20 protein-coding genes are annotated in these 18,479 nt (G+C 40.0%); 5 read left to right on the top strand and 15 right to left on the bottom strand.

Annotated features, from left to right (window positions below):
• Positions 1-91: 91 nt before the first annotated feature.
• The 11 genes from N773_RS0112480 to N773_RS0112425 form a co-directional block, all read right to left on the bottom strand.
• The gene (locus tag N773_RS0112480) at positions 92-1,207 is read right to left on the bottom strand and encodes a DUF3848 domain-containing protein (protein WP_024858094.1); all 1,116 of its coding nucleotides are present in this window, start codon (positions 1,205-1,207) and stop codon (positions 92-94) included.
• A 4-nt stretch (positions 1,208-1,211) separates the two neighbouring features.
• Positions 1,212-1,577: a hypothetical protein gene (locus N773_RS0112475; protein ID WP_024858093.1), complete on the bottom strand. Its 366-nt coding sequence runs from the start codon at positions 1,575-1,577 to the stop codon at positions 1,212-1,214.
• A gap of 229 nt (positions 1,578-1,806) precedes the next feature.
• Positions 1,807-2,109, bottom strand: coding sequence for a hypothetical protein (locus tag N773_RS0112465; protein ID WP_024858091.1), 303 nt, complete (start codon positions 2,107-2,109; stop codon positions 1,807-1,809).
• Positions 2,110-2,176: 67 nt separating this feature from the next.
• Positions 2,177-2,731 carry a hypothetical protein gene (locus tag N773_RS0112460; protein ID WP_024858090.1) on the bottom strand — a complete coding sequence of 185 codons (555 nt, stop codon included), beginning with the start codon at positions 2,729-2,731 and terminating at the stop codon, positions 2,177-2,179.
• 138 nt (positions 2,732-2,869) lie between these two features.
• Positions 2,870-3,784 carry an exonuclease domain-containing protein gene (locus N773_RS21875; protein ID WP_024858089.1) on the bottom strand — a complete coding sequence of 305 codons (915 nt, stop codon included), beginning with the start codon at positions 3,782-3,784 and terminating at the stop codon, positions 2,870-2,872.
• Positions 3,785-3,805: 21 nt separating this feature from the next.
• Positions 3,806-4,018: a hypothetical protein gene (locus N773_RS0112450; RefSeq protein ID WP_242840383.1), complete on the bottom strand. Its 213-nt coding sequence runs from the start codon at positions 4,016-4,018 to the stop codon at positions 3,806-3,808.
• A 56-nt stretch (positions 4,019-4,074) separates the two neighbouring features.
• Positions 4,075-4,557 (bottom strand): hypothetical protein, encoded by a 483-nt coding sequence (locus N773_RS0112445; protein ID WP_024858087.1) that lies wholly within the window; start codon positions 4,555-4,557, stop codon positions 4,075-4,077.
• 1 nt (position 4,558) lies between these two features.
• On the bottom strand, positions 4,559-4,807 hold the full coding sequence (locus N773_RS0112440; RefSeq protein WP_024858086.1) for a hypothetical protein: 249 nt from the start codon (positions 4,805-4,807) through the stop codon (positions 4,559-4,561).
• The gene (locus N773_RS0112435; RefSeq protein ID WP_024858085.1) at positions 4,804-5,700 is read right to left on the bottom strand and encodes a ParB/RepB/Spo0J family partition protein; all 897 of its coding nucleotides are present in this window, start codon (positions 5,698-5,700) and stop codon (positions 4,804-4,806) included. Before N773_RS0112435 ends, N773_RS0112440 begins: the two co-directional genes overlap by 4 nt.
• 3 nt (positions 5,701-5,703) lie before the next feature.
• On the bottom strand, positions 5,704-6,501 hold the full coding sequence (locus N773_RS0112430; protein WP_024858084.1) for a ParA family protein: 798 nt from the start codon (positions 6,499-6,501) through the stop codon (positions 5,704-5,706).
• A gap of 261 nt (positions 6,502-6,762) precedes the next feature.
• Positions 6,763-8,412: a phage tail tip lysozyme gene (locus N773_RS0112425; protein WP_024858083.1), complete on the bottom strand. Its 1,650-nt coding sequence runs from the start codon at positions 8,410-8,412 to the stop codon at positions 6,763-6,765.
• A 681-nt stretch (positions 8,413-9,093) separates the two neighbouring features.
• Between N773_RS0112425 and N773_RS0112420 the strand changes: the two genes are divergently transcribed.
• Complete coding sequence (locus tag N773_RS0112420; RefSeq protein WP_242840382.1) at positions 9,094-10,032, top strand: GGDEF domain-containing protein; 939 nt, start codon at positions 9,094-9,096, stop codon at positions 10,030-10,032.
• Positions 10,033-10,142: 110 nt separating this feature from the next.
• Here the strand turns inward: N773_RS0112420 and folD are convergent, their stop codons facing one another.
• The 4 genes from folD to yfmF all read right to left on the bottom strand — a co-directional run bounded on the left by folD (position 10,143) and on the right by yfmF (position 14,867).
• Positions 10,143-10,994, bottom strand: coding sequence for a bifunctional methylenetetrahydrofolate dehydrogenase/methenyltetrahydrofolate cyclohydrolase FolD (gene folD, locus N773_RS0112415; protein WP_024858081.1), 852 nt, complete (start codon positions 10,992-10,994; stop codon positions 10,143-10,145).
• Positions 10,995-11,065: 71 nt separating this feature from the next.
• On the bottom strand, positions 11,066-12,304 hold the full coding sequence (lgt, locus tag N773_RS0112410; protein WP_024858080.1) for a prolipoprotein diacylglyceryl transferase: 1,239 nt from the start codon (positions 12,302-12,304) through the stop codon (positions 11,066-11,068).
• A gap of 6 nt (positions 12,305-12,310) precedes the next feature.
• Complete coding sequence (gene yfmH / locus N773_RS0112405) at positions 12,311-13,594, bottom strand: EF-P 5-aminopentanol modification-associated protein YfmH (protein ID WP_024858079.1); 1,284 nt, start codon at positions 13,592-13,594, stop codon at positions 12,311-12,313.
• Complete coding sequence (gene yfmF, locus N773_RS0112400) at positions 13,587-14,867, bottom strand: EF-P 5-aminopentanol modification-associated protein YfmF (protein WP_024858078.1); 1,281 nt, start codon at positions 14,865-14,867, stop codon at positions 13,587-13,589. Before yfmF ends, yfmH begins: the two co-directional genes overlap by 8 nt.
• A 373-nt stretch (positions 14,868-15,240) precedes the next feature.
• Here yfmF and N773_RS0112395 point away from each other — a divergent pair, with 373 nt between their 5' ends.
• From N773_RS0112395 to N773_RS0112375, 4 genes are all read left to right on the top strand, one after another.
• Positions 15,241-16,248, top strand: coding sequence for a glycoside hydrolase family 130 protein (locus N773_RS0112395; RefSeq protein ID WP_024858077.1), 1,008 nt, complete (start codon positions 15,241-15,243; stop codon positions 16,246-16,248).
• 207 nt (positions 16,249-16,455) lie between these two features.
• Positions 16,456-16,956: a LuxR C-terminal-related transcriptional regulator gene (locus N773_RS0112390; RefSeq protein ID WP_024858076.1), complete on the top strand. Its 501-nt coding sequence runs from the start codon at positions 16,456-16,458 to the stop codon at positions 16,954-16,956.
• A gap of 192 nt (positions 16,957-17,148) precedes the next feature.
• The gene (locus N773_RS0112380) at positions 17,149-17,469 is read left to right on the top strand and encodes a hypothetical protein (RefSeq protein WP_024858074.1); all 321 of its coding nucleotides are present in this window, start codon (positions 17,149-17,151) and stop codon (positions 17,467-17,469) included.
• A 144-nt stretch (positions 17,470-17,613) separates the two neighbouring features.
• Positions 17,614-18,336 (top strand): SecDF P1 head subdomain-containing protein, encoded by a 723-nt coding sequence (locus N773_RS0112375; protein ID WP_024858073.1) that lies wholly within the window; start codon positions 17,614-17,616, stop codon positions 18,334-18,336.
• The last annotated feature ends 143 nt before the right edge of the window (positions 18,337-18,479 follow it).

Here is an 18,479-nt window from a genome sequence, read left to right as displayed (position 1 = left end):
ATTATTCAGTTGGCTTGATTGATCATAAAGTGATAATACGTGTCCATTGAGATCTTGTCTGTATATGGCAGTAATACCTTAATTTGTTTTATCATCTATGACATGATGATATGTCTAAATGAGTCCGTTCCTCCCAGTCAGGACAGATTTTTTCAAAATCTTCGTGAGTTTCGCTTCCATCTGATTTTGTTATGCAAACATCTATATAATTATAGGTTCGTTTGCTTAATTCAGTTGAGTATTTTTCAAGTACATCTTCATAATCCTTTGAAAGGATTGATGGATCGATTATCGTATCTTCGATAGGGAAGTCAAGTTCTGATTCAAAACCATACCGTATTACTAACTCGTTATCGTAATCGAATAAGTAGAATGAATCATCTTCTGTATATTCAGAATAATTGTCCTTACGCTCATGACCATTTACATCAATGCCTCCGACATAGTAGGTGCTTGTTGCATGGAAGGATATCTTAGTAGTATCCTCGGGAAGATCATGGTCTTTCAGAAAATTATCCCATACTTCTTTAACGTATGAAGGAGTTGAACCTCGTTCACGCCAATCAGGGCAAAAATCTTTGAATTCAGTAAAAGGTGTCAGTCTATTTGGAATTTCCAACAATACACCTGTGACTTCTTTTCCGTGTGTTTCTATTAGCTTTCTGGAATACTTGTCAAGTGCTTTTTCATAAACTGATCTCAATTCATCAACTGATGTCAATGTTTCGGTGCAGTTATCGTTGCTGTTGTATAATATCGTGTATTCGTCTTTTATGACTTCCTTTATCTCAAAAATATCTGAATTTGTACTGTTGCGTATCTTTATAGCTCTGATATTAAGATCGAGCCTGTTCTCAGCAAGGAAACCTCGCCAAATAAGCTGACTCTTGGAAGATACATTTGACATAAGCCTGTCTGCTGTTTCCGTGATAGTATAGGGTATGTCTGCCATGTTTTCGCTATCCTTATCGAGCCAATCCTCATAGATCTCATCCAGCGTATTATTGCTCAATTTTAAAGCGATCTTTTGTTCAGAAGTCAGCGCAACGGTTTCATCACATATCATATCTCTGATGTTCTGTTTGATAACTATCTCATAAGCATTCTCATATACATCTTTTGGTTTAAGCTGTTCTTGTGATTTACGAAATTCACAGTATTCACTAAGTATTTTATTTCTTAGACTTATATGTAAATTCATAGCCATGAAATTAATACCCCCTTTTAGCTCCTCGATCAAGCAGTATCCTCAGATCGACCTCATAGTTGTTAGTTTCAAGAGGATCGCATTTGCTTAGGAAGTCCTCGATGTCACTTTCGATATATTCACGAACATCATCTGTGAGCATATCATCTGCATCAACATCGAGATCACCGTATCTGTATACACCAACTTCAACGTCGGTATAATCATCATCGTCACAGTCGCAGTTTTCAAAATAATCGACTAATGCCGAACAAGAATACAGATCGTCATCGTCGATGTATTCGTCTGTAACAAATCTGCCGTAGTCTGTATCGACCACAGTGATCGTTAGTGAGCATTTTCCGCTTTTTACTTCTTCAAGACTATACATGATCTATCTCCTTTCTACGTAATCTTTGTGGATAAGTATGAATAATCTCACTGTAAGGCAAACAGCGATGATCAACACAATACAAGAAAAAACGGTTAATAGTATCTTCAACGGAGTGCTTGACAAGACTTCCGGGAAATTCATGATTTTGTCAATCATCATAGCAAAGGTTATTATAAATACTCCGCAAATTGTGATTATCAGATACTCCTTGTTTCTTCCATTTTTGTTATTGTTCATTATTAGTCACTCCCTTATATAAAGCTTTCAGTTCACCTGTATTTTCATCAAACACCTGAATCTTACACTCGCCGGTTTCGTTATTTAGTTCTATTCTTATGTTTGAATATAACCCGTATGTAGCTGAATTAAAATCAAAATCCTTAATATTATACTCTGCTATACATTTTCTTACTGTCTCTTCATATGGTGATGTGATTACCATTATGGGGGAAGTGATTAGCTTCTGATTGTATCTTACAGACTTTTTTTTACTGGGTCCTCTAAATCCTACAATAATATTATCTTTCATTTTCATATCACCTTTCGTATTCCTTAAAAAAAGCAGTCGAAAGTGTGATCGACTGCTTTTATACAAATTAGTATGCGATTTCCTGAGCTTTATCAATCATATAATCAAAGACATTGCCAAGCGCATTATACACAGTGGCATAGCCATTTACAGCGGGCAAAAGTGTACGTGTCAAAGCTTCAGCGAGGTCTTTCGCCATTTGCAACTGTGCGTTTGTCACCTTATTGCGCTGTGCTGCAATATTAACTGTGTTAAGAGTAGCCCTTATTATGTCCTCAAATACTTCTTTTTCCTCCATTGATAACAGGGTTAAATTGCCGTCTGTTCTGGTGACTTCTTTCTTGGAAATACTTGTTACTACATCTTCGGTCTCCTCATCGCTTAAAGGCTTCATATTTATCCGATGCTCCTGATAAATATTGTTTGTTCGATAACAATCAAACTCGCAAAAATTGGATGCGGTACTGCTAGAACCTGAACGATAAGCCATTAGCGCATTTGTTGTGTCCACCACAAAACGAAAAGAGGTTGGTGTCAAACAACCGGAGCCCTCATGGTAGCTCAGCGTGGACTTACCCGCATCCATGACTGTTTCAAACAAATTTCGATTCTGAATTTTCATTAGAAAATTCCTCCTTTAAATTATTATTAAGCATAAAAATGCTTACATAATAATTATATAAGATTTTTCCCGAAAATAAAAATTTTGTATAGTTATTTTGGTATTTTCTCAAAAAAATTTTTCTGTATAGTTTTTTTGTCATTTAAGGAAAAGATTCGTATTTCTATCAGATATTATCTTATTATATACATATAAGGTAGCATAGCAGTCCGCAAGACTGTTATGTGCTTCACCTGGTCGGCTATTCCAATTGTAATCATAGTAATCGGCAGCTTTGATGAGATTTTGCCATTTATAATCGTCGTATTGTTCGCTCCATTCACCGTAGATCGGCGCGAACATCGTCATTACATCAATGACCTCTTTATTCATCCATGTAATACCACCGGAGAAATAAAGAAAATTTTCATCGAATCCAGTATTAAAGCCTATGATTTTCTTTGCAGCTTTTATTATGGCATTTATCTTTGGCATTTCATCATAGATAGTTGGAGCATCCGCTACCATTTGCGGAGTAATGTTATTTACACATTCCGCTTCTTCCCATGAAGTATGGTATAAAGGGCGAAGATAGCTGTTGTAAAGAACATTTCCTGCATCATCTATGATAGATACTTGCAGCAATTCATCGTCTAATTCACTGAGTCCTGTTGTTTCAGTATCTATTATAATAGTATCCGCTGATTTTTCGGGTGCTATGTCAACGTTTCGCATAAGTCTAATTGCAGTCCTTTCAAGTTCGCACAAGGAAAATTCAAGTAGATTATTCTTTTTCCTTAGTTCTTCGACTTCTGCAAGTAGTTCAGTTTTTCTGTGTTTCCTTTTTTCTTTTTCTCTTTTATTTCGTTTCTCACGTTCAGGACGAAAAAATTCAGACAGCTGCTCAGATGTAGCTTTGGATACTTCATCAGGTCCATAATAGATGTATTTATCCTGACAAAATTGATTTGCCCATAACTCTATTCCTTCTGCCCCATCTATTGGTAAAAAGCCTTGTTTTGCCCACTGCCTTGCGGTTTTGTGGTCGGGATAATCTTGATTATGTACTTTCATCTTGTAGTCTCCTTGCTATAATCACACCTCATCAAAAGACATCTGACCTTCCAGCTGCTTTTCTTCCTCTATGTGGTTATCCTCGGTTTTTATATACAGCCGGTAAGCCTTTTTATCACGGCAGAGATAGATTCGACTTTTGTATTTTATTTTGTAGCAGGCAGCTATCTGAATTGCCGCCTGCTCCAGTTCTTCTTTGGTTCCGATTATTCGTATTTCCATTTTAAGTACCATTTGATAAAGTGTGTCTATAGACACACTTTATCAGCCCCTTTATTATAATAGTATAGTCAGTACCATTCATGTGCTTCAGTAAAATGATACCATACACCTTTCAACTCAAATCGGAGATAAGTTTTTGAGTAAGTCTTACACTCTTTAAATGGTATTCCTTTTTCATACGTAAATCTATGGATACGTTTTTTATGTACATACTTGCCGTTTCTGTTTTTGATGAGCGAGTATACTTCCTGTCCTATAACTAAGTTGCAATCTTCCTCTTCAATGAATTTATAGAAATTTATTTCTTCAACATAGTGAACACATTTCGGAAGAAGATCCTTGCGGGTATCAAGACCGTGTCCATTGAACAAACGCACTACAGTTTCTTCAAAAAGTTTTTTGTTCTCCGTGGATAATTCCTCGTACCCGGGGAGAAGTGTCAGATCGTAGCCGTGTATCAGCTCGATATCAGTCAGATCACGTAACTGATAGTTTTTTATTCCGGCGTTCTCATAGAGTTCCTCATACTCGCGTCTTGTTATTTTTGGCATATTAATCACCTTTTTCTTTTTTTACTTTATCATGGAATTTTCTAATCAAGTATCCCACTCCAAATACAAACCAAAAGCCAATTACTATTAATAATGCTTGTAAAGGAGATATTTTTATTTTATCGTGTAACCCTTTATATATAATCGCTGTAGGAAAAACAACAATAAATGCTAGTATCAGGATAATTGCACCTAACTTTAAAAGTCTATTCCACAAACAATTAATAGCTTTTAAAACTGTTTTTTTCATATTTCTCCTTTCTCACAGAGGAAGGAAAGAATATCCGCTGATGACTTGAATCGTTCCATGTTTGCGAATATGTAATCCGCTAGCTGCTCCTTGCTCATTTTCTTCATGGCATTGTAATTGGTGGCAGGCTCTTTTTCTTTATCGTCACTGTTCAGACAATCGTCAATATCTTCTACTGTTGCATTATAATTAGTGGTAAACAGATCAACGACCTTATCACATTTGGCTTTGTTTAGTTTTTTATCCTCATTATACACATAATCAGCAAGCGTATCCTGCTGATCGGGTGTAAGTGTTCTCAGCTGCTTTATGCTGTTGGTTGAGATAAGACCTGCATCGACCAGTTCCTGCATTGGTGTAGTAAGTGTGTCCATAGCAATTATTCGATACATCTGTTCACGGCTGATGCCGAACATCTTAGCAAGCTGATCGGCGGTCAGCTTTTCTTCCTTTCCTGCGGCACGATACCGCAGGAAAATCTTACACAGCTTAGATGGTGGGGGAGCTGCATGATGTATGTTGCTTTCACATACTATCATGTAAGCTTTAAGGTCTGATACATCAACAACCGTAGCAAGCGCATATTTAGCAGTTATTGACTTTAGCGCTAGGTATCTGTGATGACCGCTGAGGATCTGATACCTACCATCCTTTTTACGAACAATGATAGGTTCCAGCTGTCCATTCTCTTTTATACTCTCGCTCAGAGCTTCAACCTTTTCATCGTCGATGTCAAAAGGCTGATTTCCGTCCTCGTCTGTGTACATATCAAGCTTGTGCATTGCAATTTCAGTTATCTCATTCAGCACTTCCTCAGCTGAGATAAGGCTTTCTTTTATACTGCCTTTTTCTTTCCTCTCGGAAAAGGTTTCGCTAACTTTATCAAATTTCATGCCTTACACCCCCTCAATACGCGCAACAAGCTCATCAGTGAGAGCCTTGTATTCACGTGATACGCGGTTGTCCTTAGCGTTTGACAGAACAACTGCCTTTTCAGTGAGTGCAGAGTTGGCGGCAACAGCCATACGTTCTATCTCGCTTTCAAAAACAATGTCAGAGTAATTACCGCGGAGCATTTCGACCGTTGTTTTGCTGTTGTTGCTTCTGTCAACCATTGTTGGCACAATTCCGATGACTTCTATGTTTTCATTCAGTTCTGCCTGGATCTCATTTATCTGTAATAGGAGATTAGGCAGTGGGGGATAGCTCAGAGGGTGAGCCTGACAGGGGATAAGCACATAACGGCTTGCCGTAAGTGCGTTATCCAATATAACATTAAGGGACGGTGGGCAGTCAAGCAGGATGTAGTCGTATCTGCTAAGCAGTTCACTGTTCTGATTTATCAGTCTGCGAAAAACTGTTTCTTTGCTTCTTACCGAAACAAGGTCTATGGCGATACGCTGCATTGTGTTCAATTCTGCCGGGATTATGTCAACTCTGTTGACCTCGTTTGTGACAATGTAATCTGCAAGGTCAATAGTTTCGTGGTTAACTGTTTTGTAAAGCGCTTTACCTATATTGTTCTCTGCATTGTAGATCCCGAGGAAATTTGAAAGGGATTCCTGAGTGTCCAAGTCAATTAGCAGGACCTTTTTGCCCGTAAGAGCAAGTGCTGCACCTACATTGATCGTCGTAGTGGTCTTGCCCACGCCGCCTTTTTGATTTGCTACTGCAATTATTTTTGTGTTTTTCATGGCTTTTTTCCTTTCACCGCTGTTGCGGATTTTAATCTTAGTGTTTTTCAATCTATTGACAGCGGAAAGGACAGTGAGAAAAACACTAAGCACTGCCCGCAGGGAGCGACCCTGCCGCTGCCATAAAAAATAGCGCCTGACTTTTGTCAAACGCTATCTTTTATCGTATATAATACGATCATAGTACATTTTTTGAGATATTATATAACCTTCTCAAAATATAAAAGCGATTATAGATTCACCATAACCGCTTTTTCTATCTTATTTATTCTTATAGATATTCTCCATTAAATTTTTTATCATATCAGCACATTGTTCGCGAGTTGCCGGTAAAGTCACATTTCTTGTGGAGTTACTTTGTGTTATTATATGATGATGAACTGCCCAGTCAACGGCGCCAGAGTCTTTAGCCCATTGACTTTGTGTATAGTAAGATGATTCTCCTCTAATGAATGACGTATCATATTTACAAAGAGCTGCATATTTGAAAAGCATTTGTGCTACCTGCTCAACGGTAATATTGTCATTGACTCCAAAGACACCAACCATATTATCGGTTTTATACCCTGCTACGATTTTTTTATCATATGCCCATATTATAGGATTTGTAAACCATTTACCATTAGGTACATCATTAAAGATATACTTATACGTAACGTTTTGGGGTTTTCCTGCAATATTGTAAATAGTAGTAACAAGTTCAGCTCGTTTTACTATCTCTTTTGGATCAAAAGTATTCTTTTTAGATCCATTAGTTGCCTTTCCCACCATAATCTGATTTTTGAATACAAATTCTGCGGCTGGTATATTCTGAATATTTTTAGCATCATAAAAATATTCACTCAGATCAACTTTTACATAATTGAGAGAAATCCAACCCTCATTTATTTTTCCCCAGCCATCTTTAACACTTAATACTTTAACAGATTCACCCTTGTTTTTTATCAATCGCTCATTATTATTGATCATTACGTAGTTATCATTCTTTTTTTCTGGGGTTTCTCTAACATAAACGTTAGAAATTAATGTTCCTGAATAAAGATAATTCTGTTTATTTCCGTTATATTCATTAAAATATTCTTTGGCTTTATCTAAACGCCAATAATAAGAATTTTGATTATCTTGAGATAGACTATCAATATCAGTAATATCATCTTTGTCAAACTCATATATTAAACAAAACTCTGAAGCAGCTTTCTTAGCGCCCGCTTCGTTATTTGAAATGTTTTTCTGTAAAGTACTTAACAACGAACGATATTTATCTCCGTAGGTCAATTCATCATACATAAAAGCTAATTGCGATTTTAATGATTTATAATCGTTATATTGATGTAGAACCGTCTTTCTTCCATTTTTCCATTGACAAATACCATAAGCTGTTTTATCTTTGCTTTCTGATGTAGGACTAAATGCTGTACTTCTTGTTTCATAATATATATTTGCAAGGATACCACTAATAGCTGCGTCATTAAGTCCGAATTCTTTTTTACAGTAATTATATATCTTTTCCCTATTATCTGAGCCTTTTAGATCAGTTTCGCTTTTTATCGTTGTGGTATATTTTCCAAATACCCATCTATCTGTATTTTGAGTTTTCCATGTATCGCTCTCTAGGTAATATTTTATCTTATACCATCTTCCTGAGTCGGTATCTTCATATCCACTTACTTCAAAAAAAGTACCTCTTCTAATTGTTTCAGCTTTATCGTACTTAGTACTAGGTCCCTTTCTCGTATTGATAGTAATATCAGTATCTGGAGTAATTATTCGTGTTGATTTTGCTTGAGTAAAAGCAGAAGCTACAATAGAATTGTCATACTTTGGTACAAATAACTTGGTAACTGCTGTATTCGTACCTAAAATAGATAATGCCATCGCAAATGATGCGATTCTTTTGATTGTTCTCTTCATTTTTTCATTCATTCCTTTTCAAATAAAAATTGGTAAATTATAGAAATTTACTAATTTATAATAACAAAACTAATTCTATTTGTCAATATATTTAATGAATCATTAAACACATATCGAAAGATATTTAACATGAAAACGGAAAGTAAGTTTTAAAAACACAAAGTATCGTCCGGAAGTGTACGATTCCACTGCTGCAAAATCTCTTGATAAGAGCCAAGCATTATCTGCGGTGGTCAAAAATATATGGTATTAATGTAGCTTTAGATATACCTAAAATCATATGTTTGACATAGTCATATTAACATGGTAAAATATGGTTAGTTTTTGCCGCTGTTAGCCAGAAGAATAAGGTCAAAGTAAATTAACAAAAAATTTAGATATATTATCACGAGATTCAGGTCTCCAAAACCGCGTGTCCCGAGTTCGATCCTTGGTGCCCCTGCTTCATTCTCCCATGATGTCTTGTCATGGGAGTTTTTTTATTGTCATTTATTACAAAAATCCCCCGGTTCTTTTGTTTATGGTTCAATTGTTTTCTTGTTGCAAAATTATTCATAATATGATATTATTAATATAGAATTTTATGAATATTGAAGGGGGGCGATATCCTTGAATGATATAAATATTCACAAGTTGTCTTACGGTGTGAATACTGCTTTGCTTTTCATAGTTGCCGGACTTATGATATTTTTTTATAAGCTGGAAGCTGATTTTCTTGTTTATTTCAGTGTACCTACGCTGTGTGTATATATATTTAATTATTTTCTGATCTACAAGGATAAACTTGGTTTTTTTCTGTGGCTTGTTTATGCATGGATAACCCTGTATATGGGCGTGACTACAGTATGTCTTGGTGAAAGCTACGGTTTTCACCTGTATTGTTTTTCAATGATACCTGTAATTTATGCTGTTGAATATCTTGCTTTCAAAATGGGCAGAAAATCAGCAAGGCCAATGCTTATCAGCATTTGTGTAGCTGCGTTTTACTTTATTATAATAGGATATGTCAAGATACATGGTCCTGTTTATAACAGGGATAACAGATATTCTTTTTTATTTCTGATCTCAAATTCACTGATCGTATTTTCATTTTTGGTGATATACATAAATACACAGGTCCGTTCCATAATTAATTCGGAGATCAGGCTGACGGATATGGCGCACAAGGATCGTCTGACAAACCTTTATAACAGGCATTTTATGCTTGAAAGGCTTGAAGAAGTCAGCAGTGTAAAGGATACTGCTGTTCTGGCGATGGCTGATATCGACGATTTTAAGAAGATCAACGATCAGTATGGACATAACGCAGGAGATGAGGTGCTGAAAGCTGTATCGGAGAAGATGACTTCTGCCTGCAAGAACTGTGACATTTCGAGATGGGGCGGTGAGGAATTTCTGATACTGTTCTGTGATAGTGATGAAGCGGCAGATATCCTTGAAAAGATGCGTACTGATATTTCTTCATCACCTGTTGAATTTGAGGGTCAGGTCATTAATATCACGGTGACTGTCGGCATGGCGAGAGGTAAAAAAGATCAGTCCATCGATGAGTGGATACAGGAAGTCGATAATAAGCTGTATATTGGTAAAAATAGTGGAAAAAACTGCGTGATCGTGTGAGCGCAAAAGTGAGCATCACGCGCAGCGTAAACAGAACAAAAAAGCGGTGGCTCAATCAGAATGTTGAACCGCCGCTTTTACGTTTGTTATGTTATTATGTTTGTGTGCTTTTATACTCCGTGATGTTCTTTGCCTGCTGTCAGTGTATTCTTCATCAGCATAGCAATAGTCATAGGACCAACACCGCCGGGCACAGGTGTGATGAAGCCTGCTTTTTCCTTGCAGTCCTCAAAATCAACATCTCCGCACAGCTTGCCGTTCTCGTCGCGGTTCATGCCAACGTCGATAACTACCGCACCCTCCTTGATGTAGTCAGCAGTAACCATCTTAGCCCTGCCCACAGCTGCAACAAGGATATCAGCCCTTGCGCATACCTCTTTAAGGTTCTTGGTCTTGGAATGTGTGATAGTAACAGTGCCGTTCTGGTGCAGCAGCAGCATAGCCTGTGGCTTGCCAACGATATTGCTTCTGCCGATAACAACGCACTCCTTGCCCGCAACATCTGTACCTGTTGACTTTATCAGTTCCATAACGCCCGCAGGTGTGCAGGGCAGGAAGCTGTAATCGCCTATCATTATCTTGCCCACGTTTACAGGGTGGAAAGCGTCAACGTCCTTGTCGGGACGGATATTGTTGATGATGATCTTGTCATCAAGGTGCTTGGGCAGAGGGAGCTGTACAAGTATACCATCGACCTTATCGTCATTGTTGAGCTTGTCTACCAGTGCCAGAAGTTCTTCCTCGGTAGTTTCAGCTGGCAGTGCATACTTGTAGGAATTGAAGCCCACAGCCTCGCAAGCCTTCTCCTTGTTCTTTACGTACACCTGTGAAGCAGGGTCATCGCCGACGATAACTACTGCCAGACCTATCTCAATGCCCTTAGCTTTCAGTGCCTCGACTTCCTGTCTGATGCCCTCTTTAACCTGTGCCGATACTGCCTTGCCGTCAATAATGTTTGCCATAGTATTTTTCCTCCCTGTATATATTATATGTTATTTCGTATCCGAAAGTGCTTACAGGCACTTCGCAGTTTTCAATCCTCACTGCTGTCCTTTTTATCTTCGTCCTCGTCATCAGCGAGTATAGACTTGTAACCATCGTTGGGAATTTCTGTCTTGTCCTTTTCGGCTGCATCCTTGAGCGCCTGCTTCTGAGCCTTTATCGCGTCCTTGCCGAATTTCTCGTTGTATTCCTTTTCCAGCTCCACAAAGCTCTCGCCCTTGTGCTTAGCTTCAGCTATCTTCTTTTTCAGCTCTTTCTTTTCCTTCTGCATATCCTCATAGCCTGCATATTCTGCCAGCTGAGCCTTGGATACCTCGGTCTCATAGAAGAACTTGTAATTGCCCGAACGCTTTGTAATGCTTCTGAAAACTATCCAAAGTACGATAGATGCCACTACGCAGGTTCCTGCGACCAGCTGAGAAACTCTGATATGACCAAGATACAGCGAATCTGTTCTGAGACCCTCGATAAAGAATCTTCCCAGACCGTACCAGCCTGCATACATTATAAATATCTCGCCGTCGAACTTGCGGTGTTTGAAATAAAGATGCAGGAGTATGAATCCCACCAGACACCACAGGCTCTCATACAGAAAGCAGGGGTGTACAGGTGCAAATGCGTCAGCATCGGGGAGAGAGTCCACATGGTCTGAAAGGAAAAGCGCTGTCTTCCAGGAAAGCATTCCCCAGGGCTTGTCGGTGTTCACACCGAAGCACTCCTGATTAAAGAAATTTCCCCATCTGCCTATGCACTGTCCTATCAGGAAACAGGGTGCTGTAACGTCCAGCATAGCCGAAAGTCTTATCTTTTTGATCTTGATTATACTTCCGCCCACAAGTATCGCGCCGATAAGTCCGCCGTATATTCCCAGACCGCCGTCGCGGAAATTAAAGAATTCCTTGAAGGTAATACCCTCGGTGTTGAATATGACATAGTAAAGTCTGAGACCGATAAGTGCGCCGATAACACCGCCGATAACACCGTCTGTTGCCCTGTCGGGGTCAATGCCGCAGGGACGCATCTTCTTGTAGCCGTATATCATTGCGAGAAGTATGCCCACACCTATCAGCAGACCGTACCAGTACACTGTAAAATTCACACCGGGAATGGTAAATACCGTTCTGTCGATGGATATGCCCTCTCTTAAAATATTGTTCGTGTTGCCAAAATTCGGGAAATATACCTTATCGGGGTTAGCCTTCAGTTTTTCCCTGACCGCAGCAGTATCCTCAGCCAAAGTGCAGAGAGCAGTCATAACATTCATGTTCATTTCAATTTACTCCTTTGTCGGTTCAATTATTGATATAGCGGAATTTTCTTCATCAAAAAGTTCATCAAGTGCCGCCCTGCAATCCTCGGCAGTTATGTCTGCCAGAAGTTCAGCTTCGTCAAATACGCTTGTGCCGTTGAAGTAGCTTACTGTCATAGCATCGGTAAGTCCCTCAACACTGCCGAACATTCTCACTATCGAACCGTACCTTGATTTTCTTACTATATTGAAGGTTTCTTCGTCAAAGCCTTCTTTTTTAACACGCTCGATCTCTACCAGAAGTCTTCTGTATACCTCGTCGGGGTCTCTCGATTCACCCGATACCATGCACACAAAGAAACTTCCGCTGCATGAGAAAGCACTGTATCCCAGCTGCGAGTTTATCAGACCTTCATCAAAAAGCTGCTGATACAGGGGCGATGAAGAACCTATCAGCATTTTCAGCGCCATTCTCGCTATCGATATCTTTCTCTCAAACTCCATTCCGTCGCAGGCTTTCGACTTGAATCCGAGATCGAACAACGGAAGTCCCACAGGGAAACTTGCGGTCACGCGCTTCTTCGCAACACCGCGTCCCTCTTCGGGGAATTTGCATTCCAGCTGAAGATCCTTAGCAGGCTTCAATACCCTGTCGCATATCTCGATCACCTTGTCTTCGTCCACATTGCCTGCAATGGAAAGCACCATGTTGTGCAGATTGTAGAATGTGTTATAGCAGTCGTAAAGCAGTTCGGGAGTTATCTGCGCGATGGACTCCACTGTGCCGGCGATATCGATCTTTACCGGATGTTCCTTGTATATGGCTTTCAGCATATTGTAAAAGCAGGCATTCGAGGGCGAATCCTCGTACATCTTAATCTCCTGTGCGATTATGCCTCTTTCCTTTTCAACATTCTCTTTTGTGAAATAGGGCTTCTGCACATAATCGAGAAGTATCTCCAGTGACCTCTCCCAGTTTTTCGATGTGCTGAAAGTATAGGCAGTTTCATCAAAGAAAGTGAAAGCATTTGCACTTGCGCCTGTCTGGGCGTAAAGCTCAAATACTGGTATATCCTCGCTCTCGAAAAGCTTATGCTCCAGATAATGGGCTATGCCTTCGGGGACTTCGATAAAATCTCCTGTCTCAGAGGTCTTGAAGCAGGTATTTATCGAACCGTACCTTGTGGCGAATGCCGCTTCGGTGGTAGAATAGTTCTCCATCTTCCATATCAGTATATCAAGCCCCGAGGGGTGGTGTATCAGCGAATACTGCTCGCCGAATCTTTCGCTCTTAATGATCTCCTTATTCATCGGCAGTATCCTCCTTTGCTTTCAGCACGAACACTGTGTCCTCTTTGAAGCTTTTCGCACACTCTGTCACCTGCTCAGCTGTTATGCGGTCTACGATATCGCAAACTTCCTCGGGAGTATAAGCTGTCCCGCGGGAATTCTGAGCCCTGTACCAGGCTGCCATATCCCATTCGGAATCGTAATTCGCCATAAAGTTGCTCTTGATATACATCTTGGTATTTTCAAGCTCCTCTTCGGTGAATCCGCCGCCCTGAAGTATCTTTACCTGCTCGCGGATAGCTTCCTGTGCCTTTTCGATATTCACAGCATCCACACCGCTCTCGATCAGCATGACACCTTTCAGTTCACTGTAATAGCTGTCACAGCCGTAGCAGAGTGAAAGCTTCTCCCTGACATTGAGGAACAGCTTTGAAAAAGCTGAACCGCCCAGCAGGCAGGACATCACCTTGCATACATATATATCATCATAGTCGGATTTGTAAGCCATGAACATCTTGCATTGCTTAACGTCCATGTATTCCTCTTTAACGCATACCTCATTCTTCAAAGGGGATAAAGTGCGGTAATCGACCTTTACCACACTCTTTCTCTCCAGCTTTGAAAAAGCTTCTTTAAGCATATCAACAGCACTGTCTATATCTCCGCCGCCGCATACCGTTATATCGATAACTGCGCTTTCCAGCAGATATCTGTACTGCGCCATAAGCTCTTCCTGAGTTATGCTCTCCGCTCTTTCAGCAGTACCGAAGTCGGTATTAGCCGCAGGTTCGCCCTCATAGATGACTTCCTTTGCCTTGAGATAAGCGTAAGTCCTCTTGTCGTTGACAGAAGCCGCGATATTATCCAGAAGCTCCTGCTTTCTCAGCCTGAAGTAATTCTCGTTGAACTTGCCGTCTGTGATATCGGGGCTGAGCACGCATAAAAGCAGTTGTCTTACTGCTTCTTCCGATATCACCTCACCGCCGATGGTGTACTTATCCATTATCATGTTCATGGAAATTCCCATAGCCTGATAATCGCTGACATTACCCGCTATCGAACCGATGGAAGTCCCGTAAAGCCCCATGAACTTTGAGGAAAGCTCGCTTCTTGAACGTATCTCCGAGTTTGAAGTCACAAGCAGCGACATCAGCAGGGAATTAGTACCTGTGTTTTCAGGGTCGATAGGCACAACGAACCTGACCCTGACGATATTGGTCTTGTATTTCGGGTCAATTATCCGGGTAAGGGTCATACCCTCCCCGATCACCGATCTGTCATATCTGATCGCCATTTACATTCTCCATTCTGTATTTTGCCCATATAACGGCAGAAAATATACCAAATTATATTATAACACAAATCTGTCGGGATTTCCACCCATTTCACAATATTTTCATCTGGATCAAGAAAAAATATACTTGCGCAGATCGCTTAAAAGAAAGCTTTTGACAGTTCGGGAAGAAATGCATTTGTAAACATTTTATTAACTTTTCGGAAGTATACGTTTTCATTTTGAGTTAATCGATTACTTGGCAGGGGTGGGGGGTTGCAAAATCCGGAACAATTGTGTATAATGTTTTCAAACAGCTGACACAAATGTTTAAATGACTATAAGCTGTATCGGCAAGAGAATATGTAAACTGAAAATGAAAGGCGGAATAATTATGAAGACACAGATCATCAACGGTGTATCACTTCCCAATATCCCTTGGCAGGATAAGCCCGCAGACTGCAAGGACGTTATATGGAGATATGACGCTAACCCAATAATTCCCAGAGACCAGCTGCCTACTTCAAACTCGATATTCAACAGCGCAGTTGTTCCCTTTGAGAGCGAGAGAGGAAAGTTCGCAGGCGTTTTCCGTGTGGACGACAAGTGCAGGAACATGGAACTTCACGCAGGATTCTCCAAGGATGGTATCCATTGGGATATCGAGCCTGACAGAATAGTATTTGAGCAGGCTGACAAGTCTACCGAAGAAGCTAACCAGTGGGGCTACGGCTATGACCCCAGAGTATGCTTCATCGAGGACAGATTCTGGGTGACATGGTGCAACGCTTACGGCTGGAAGCCCACTATCGGCGTGGCTTACACCTATGATTTCAAGACCTTCTACCAGTGCGAGAACGCTTTCCTGCCTTTCAACAGAAACGGCGTGCTGTTCCCCAGAAAGATCAACGGCAAGTATGTAATGTTCTCAAGACCTTCCGACAGCGGTCACACTCCTTTTGGTGATATGTATATCTCACAGTCTCCCGATATGAAGTACTGGGGCGAGCACAGACACGTTATGGGACCCCTTAAAGCATGGGAATCCAAGAAGATAGGCGCAGGTCCTATCCCGATAGAGACCAGCGAGGGATGGCTGTGCTTCTATCACGGCGTACTGGAGAGCTGCAACGGCTTTGTTTACAGCTTCTCGGCTTGCATACTGGACAAGGACGAGCCATGGAAGGTCAAGTACAGATGTGCTGAGTATCTGCTGAGCCCCCAGAAGATATACGAGTGCGTAGGCGACGTTCAGAACGTTACATTCCCCTGCGCTACCCTCGTTGACGCTGACACAGGCAGGATAGCTATTTACTACGGCTGTGCTGATACCTGCGTAAGCATGGCATTCACTACTGTTGATGATGTTGTGGATTATGTGAAGAATCATTCTTCAGTTTAATAAGAAGATAACCGGTAAAATATGGTAATAGTAACCGCAGTGCTTTCGGGTGATGAAAGCGCTGCGGTTTTTTTGTTAATTTTCTGAGATGTGCTTGACAAGTATAATATCGAGTGCTATACTACTATTTAGAAAATATCAAGAGATATACATCACAAGATAAACTATCAAATGATATTATTAATATTATATTATGAGGTGCTTAATGTGGTAGAAGAAAAAAAATTACCAATCGAAAGATCAGAAATTATGCAGCTGAAATTAGCTGATATATATGACAATGCAGATAATGTTTCTTCAGATAGAAAAAAACAGACATTATCCATAAAGTGTATATCTGATGGGTATGCTATCACCATAGATATAAAAAAAGTTGATCCGGATGGCGACAAAGAACTCCAAATAGATGACATATCGGAATTGGAAAAAAAGGTATTGGAGAAAATAAGTGAGGGAGAAAAGCAGGTTCAAATTGCCAAAGATTTAGGTATTTCACAAGCTACAGTTTCTGGCATCAAAGCAAAGTATCCATCGTTATTAGAGCTGATAGGAAAATCGGCTGCAGATGCGGCTTTATCTGTATTAAATAAAGATAAAGCACTTGATAGAGTAATGTATTTAGATCAGCGTGCAAGAGAATTATCGGAAAAATACGCTTTTAAAAAGAAAAATGTTGATAAAAAGAATGGGGGTGAAGATGATGAGTGAAAGATTTCCTAATATTGATTGGTGGTGTGATAGGTGTGGTGCTTATTTAAATGATCAGGTCGGGTTTGATGATCATAACTACACTCACAAATGCACCAATTGTGGACACAAGAACAGTATTTCGAGAGATAATATTTATGAATCTCACGAAGATTATTGGAACGCAAAAAACGAAGAATAGGAGGACTTTATATGGCTTATAAATCTGCTAGAAAAATCGGCGAGATGATAGGATTATCATCACAGAAAACTAATGTTAAGCTGAAAGAACTTGGATATTTAGATGGAGAGCCAGGAAACTATAACCTTACAACAAAAGGTGAGCAAGTTGGTAAAATGGTGTATGATGATAACGGTTATGGAGGAAAGTGTGCACGCGGCTGGGGATATGCTGTGTGGGATGAATCCGTAGCTTATGAGATAGGTGACCCAGATGGTTATAACAGAAAATTAGAAGAAATATGTAAAGAAATAGGATTAGAAGAACCGTTCGATTTTTCTGAAGACGACTAATATCTGTTATCCTCCGTTCACTGAGCGGGGGATATTTTTTGTATATTAATATGCTTGACAGCGTTAACAAAAAATGATATAATTATGCTCGGAACAAAACTATTGTTTCCCAAAAAACAGAAATAAAGAACGGAGTGTAACAAAATGAAAAAATTGATATTGGCAGTTTGTCTGGTTATGTGTCTGGCGGGGTGCGGTAATAATTCGACGGAAGATAAGGCTAAGGACAGCAAGGCTTCGGCTGAATCTGCCGTGTCATCGGCGGAAGAAAGCAAATTCGACAGTCATATCACCTATACCTGCGAAAAAGCGGCGGACGATGCGGAGCTGGATAAGGTAGCCGATGCACTGGATGCCCGCTATTCACAGGCTTTCAGCGAAAGCGAACATACTATTAAAAAGGACTATGAAAACAAGGAGATAAGGCTGGAGTTCGATAATACCGAGGGTACGGAAGATTTTGCTGAGACATCGAACCTTGCAAATATAGTTAAGTTCATAAAGGGCGAGGACAAGTCCGGCGAAGTTATACTTACCAATGAGAATATCGAAAGCTGTGAAAAACAAATGTACGTATATGCCGGTGATGGTTCTGAACGCTGGGTAGTTACTATACAATTTGATGATGAGGGCAAACAGTTATTTGCAGATGCGACTACGGAACTTTCAGAAAAGAAAATGCCTATATCTGTCTGGCTGAACGATGAGATGATATCGGCACCTATGGTAAATGAGCCTATCATGGATGGAAAATGCCAGATATCGGGAGATTTCGATGAGGAAAAAGCGACTGAGCTGGCTGATAAGATAGCCATGAAGCCCCTGCCTTTTGATATCACAGTGAAGGAAAGCGAACTTAATAAATGATGATGACAGGACAGCTTTCGGGCTGTCCTTATTTTTATCAGATTATTGCAGGAGAATGTCTGTATGCACGATTGGGTTAGGATATACTAACCAAATTACACAAATCTTACCTGTTAAATTTTTCACGCATGGGGCAAAAAAAC

The sequence above is a fragment of the Ruminococcus albus AD2013 genome, from assembly GCF_000526775.1.
Lineage (GTDB): Bacteria > Bacillota > Clostridia > Oscillospirales > Ruminococcaceae > Hominimerdicola > Hominimerdicola alba_A.
The sequence above is the reverse complement of the archived record's forward strand: the minus strand, read 5'-3'. Positions and strand labels throughout refer to the sequence as shown.

Bases quoted from the DNA above. Each gene is read 5' to 3' on its own strand.
- N773_RS0112465 (WP_024858091.1), bottom strand. From the start codon at position 2,109: ATGAAAGATAATATTATTGTAGGATTTAGAGGACCCAGTAAAAAAAAG.
- N773_RS0112480 (WP_024858094.1), bottom strand. From the start codon at position 1,207: ATGGCTATGAATTTACATATAAGTCTAAGAAATAAAATACTTAGTGAA.
- N773_RS0112395 (WP_024858077.1), top strand. From the start codon at position 15,241: ATGAAGACACAGATCATCAACGGTGTATCACTTCCCAATATCCCTTGG.
- N773_RS0112420 (WP_242840382.1), top strand. From the start codon at position 9,094: ATGATATTTTTTTATAAGCTGGAAGCTGATTTTCTTGTTTATTTCAGT.
- N773_RS0112375 (WP_024858073.1), top strand. From the start codon at position 17,614: ATGAAAAAATTGATATTGGCAGTTTGTCTGGTTATGTGTCTGGCGGGG.
- N773_RS0112380 (WP_024858074.1), top strand. From the start codon at position 17,149: ATGGCTTATAAATCTGCTAGAAAAATCGGCGAGATGATAGGATTATCA.
- N773_RS0112450 (WP_242840383.1), bottom strand. From the start codon at position 4,018: ATGGTACTTAAAATGGAAATACGAATAATCGGAACCAAAGAAGAACTG.
- yfmH (WP_024858079.1), bottom strand. From the start codon at position 13,594: ATGAATAAGGAGATCATTAAGAGCGAAAGATTCGGCGAGCAGTATTCG.
- N773_RS0112435 (WP_024858085.1), bottom strand. From the start codon at position 5,700: ATGAAATTTGATAAAGTTAGCGAAACCTTTTCCGAGAGGAAAGAAAAA.
- N773_RS21875 (WP_024858089.1), bottom strand. From the start codon at position 3,784: ATGAAAGTACATAATCAAGATTATCCCGACCACAAAACCGCAAGGCAG.
- folD (WP_024858081.1), bottom strand. From the start codon at position 10,994: ATGGCAAACATTATTGACGGCAAGGCAGTATCGGCACAGGTTAAAGAG.
- N773_RS0112430 (WP_024858084.1), bottom strand. From the start codon at position 6,501: ATGAAAAACACAAAAATAATTGCAGTAGCAAATCAAAAAGGCGGCGTG.
- N773_RS0112445 (WP_024858087.1), bottom strand. From the start codon at position 4,557: ATGCCAAAAATAACAAGACGCGAGTATGAGGAACTCTATGAGAACGCC.
- N773_RS0112460 (WP_024858090.1), bottom strand. From the start codon at position 2,731: ATGAAAATTCAGAATCGAAATTTGTTTGAAACAGTCATGGATGCGGGT.
- yfmF (WP_024858078.1), bottom strand. From the start codon at position 14,867: ATGGCGATCAGATATGACAGATCGGTGATCGGGGAGGGTATGACCCTT.
- N773_RS0112475 (WP_024858093.1), bottom strand. From the start codon at position 1,577: ATGTATAGTCTTGAAGAAGTAAAAAGCGGAAAATGCTCACTAACGATC.
- N773_RS0112440 (WP_024858086.1), bottom strand. From the start codon at position 4,807: ATGAAAAAAACAGTTTTAAAAGCTATTAATTGTTTGTGGAATAGACTT.
- N773_RS0112425 (WP_024858083.1), bottom strand. From the start codon at position 8,412: ATGAAGAGAACAATCAAAAGAATCGCATCATTTGCGATGGCATTATCT.
- lgt (WP_024858080.1), bottom strand. From the start codon at position 12,304: ATGAACATGAATGTTATGACTGCTCTCTGCACTTTGGCTGAGGATACT.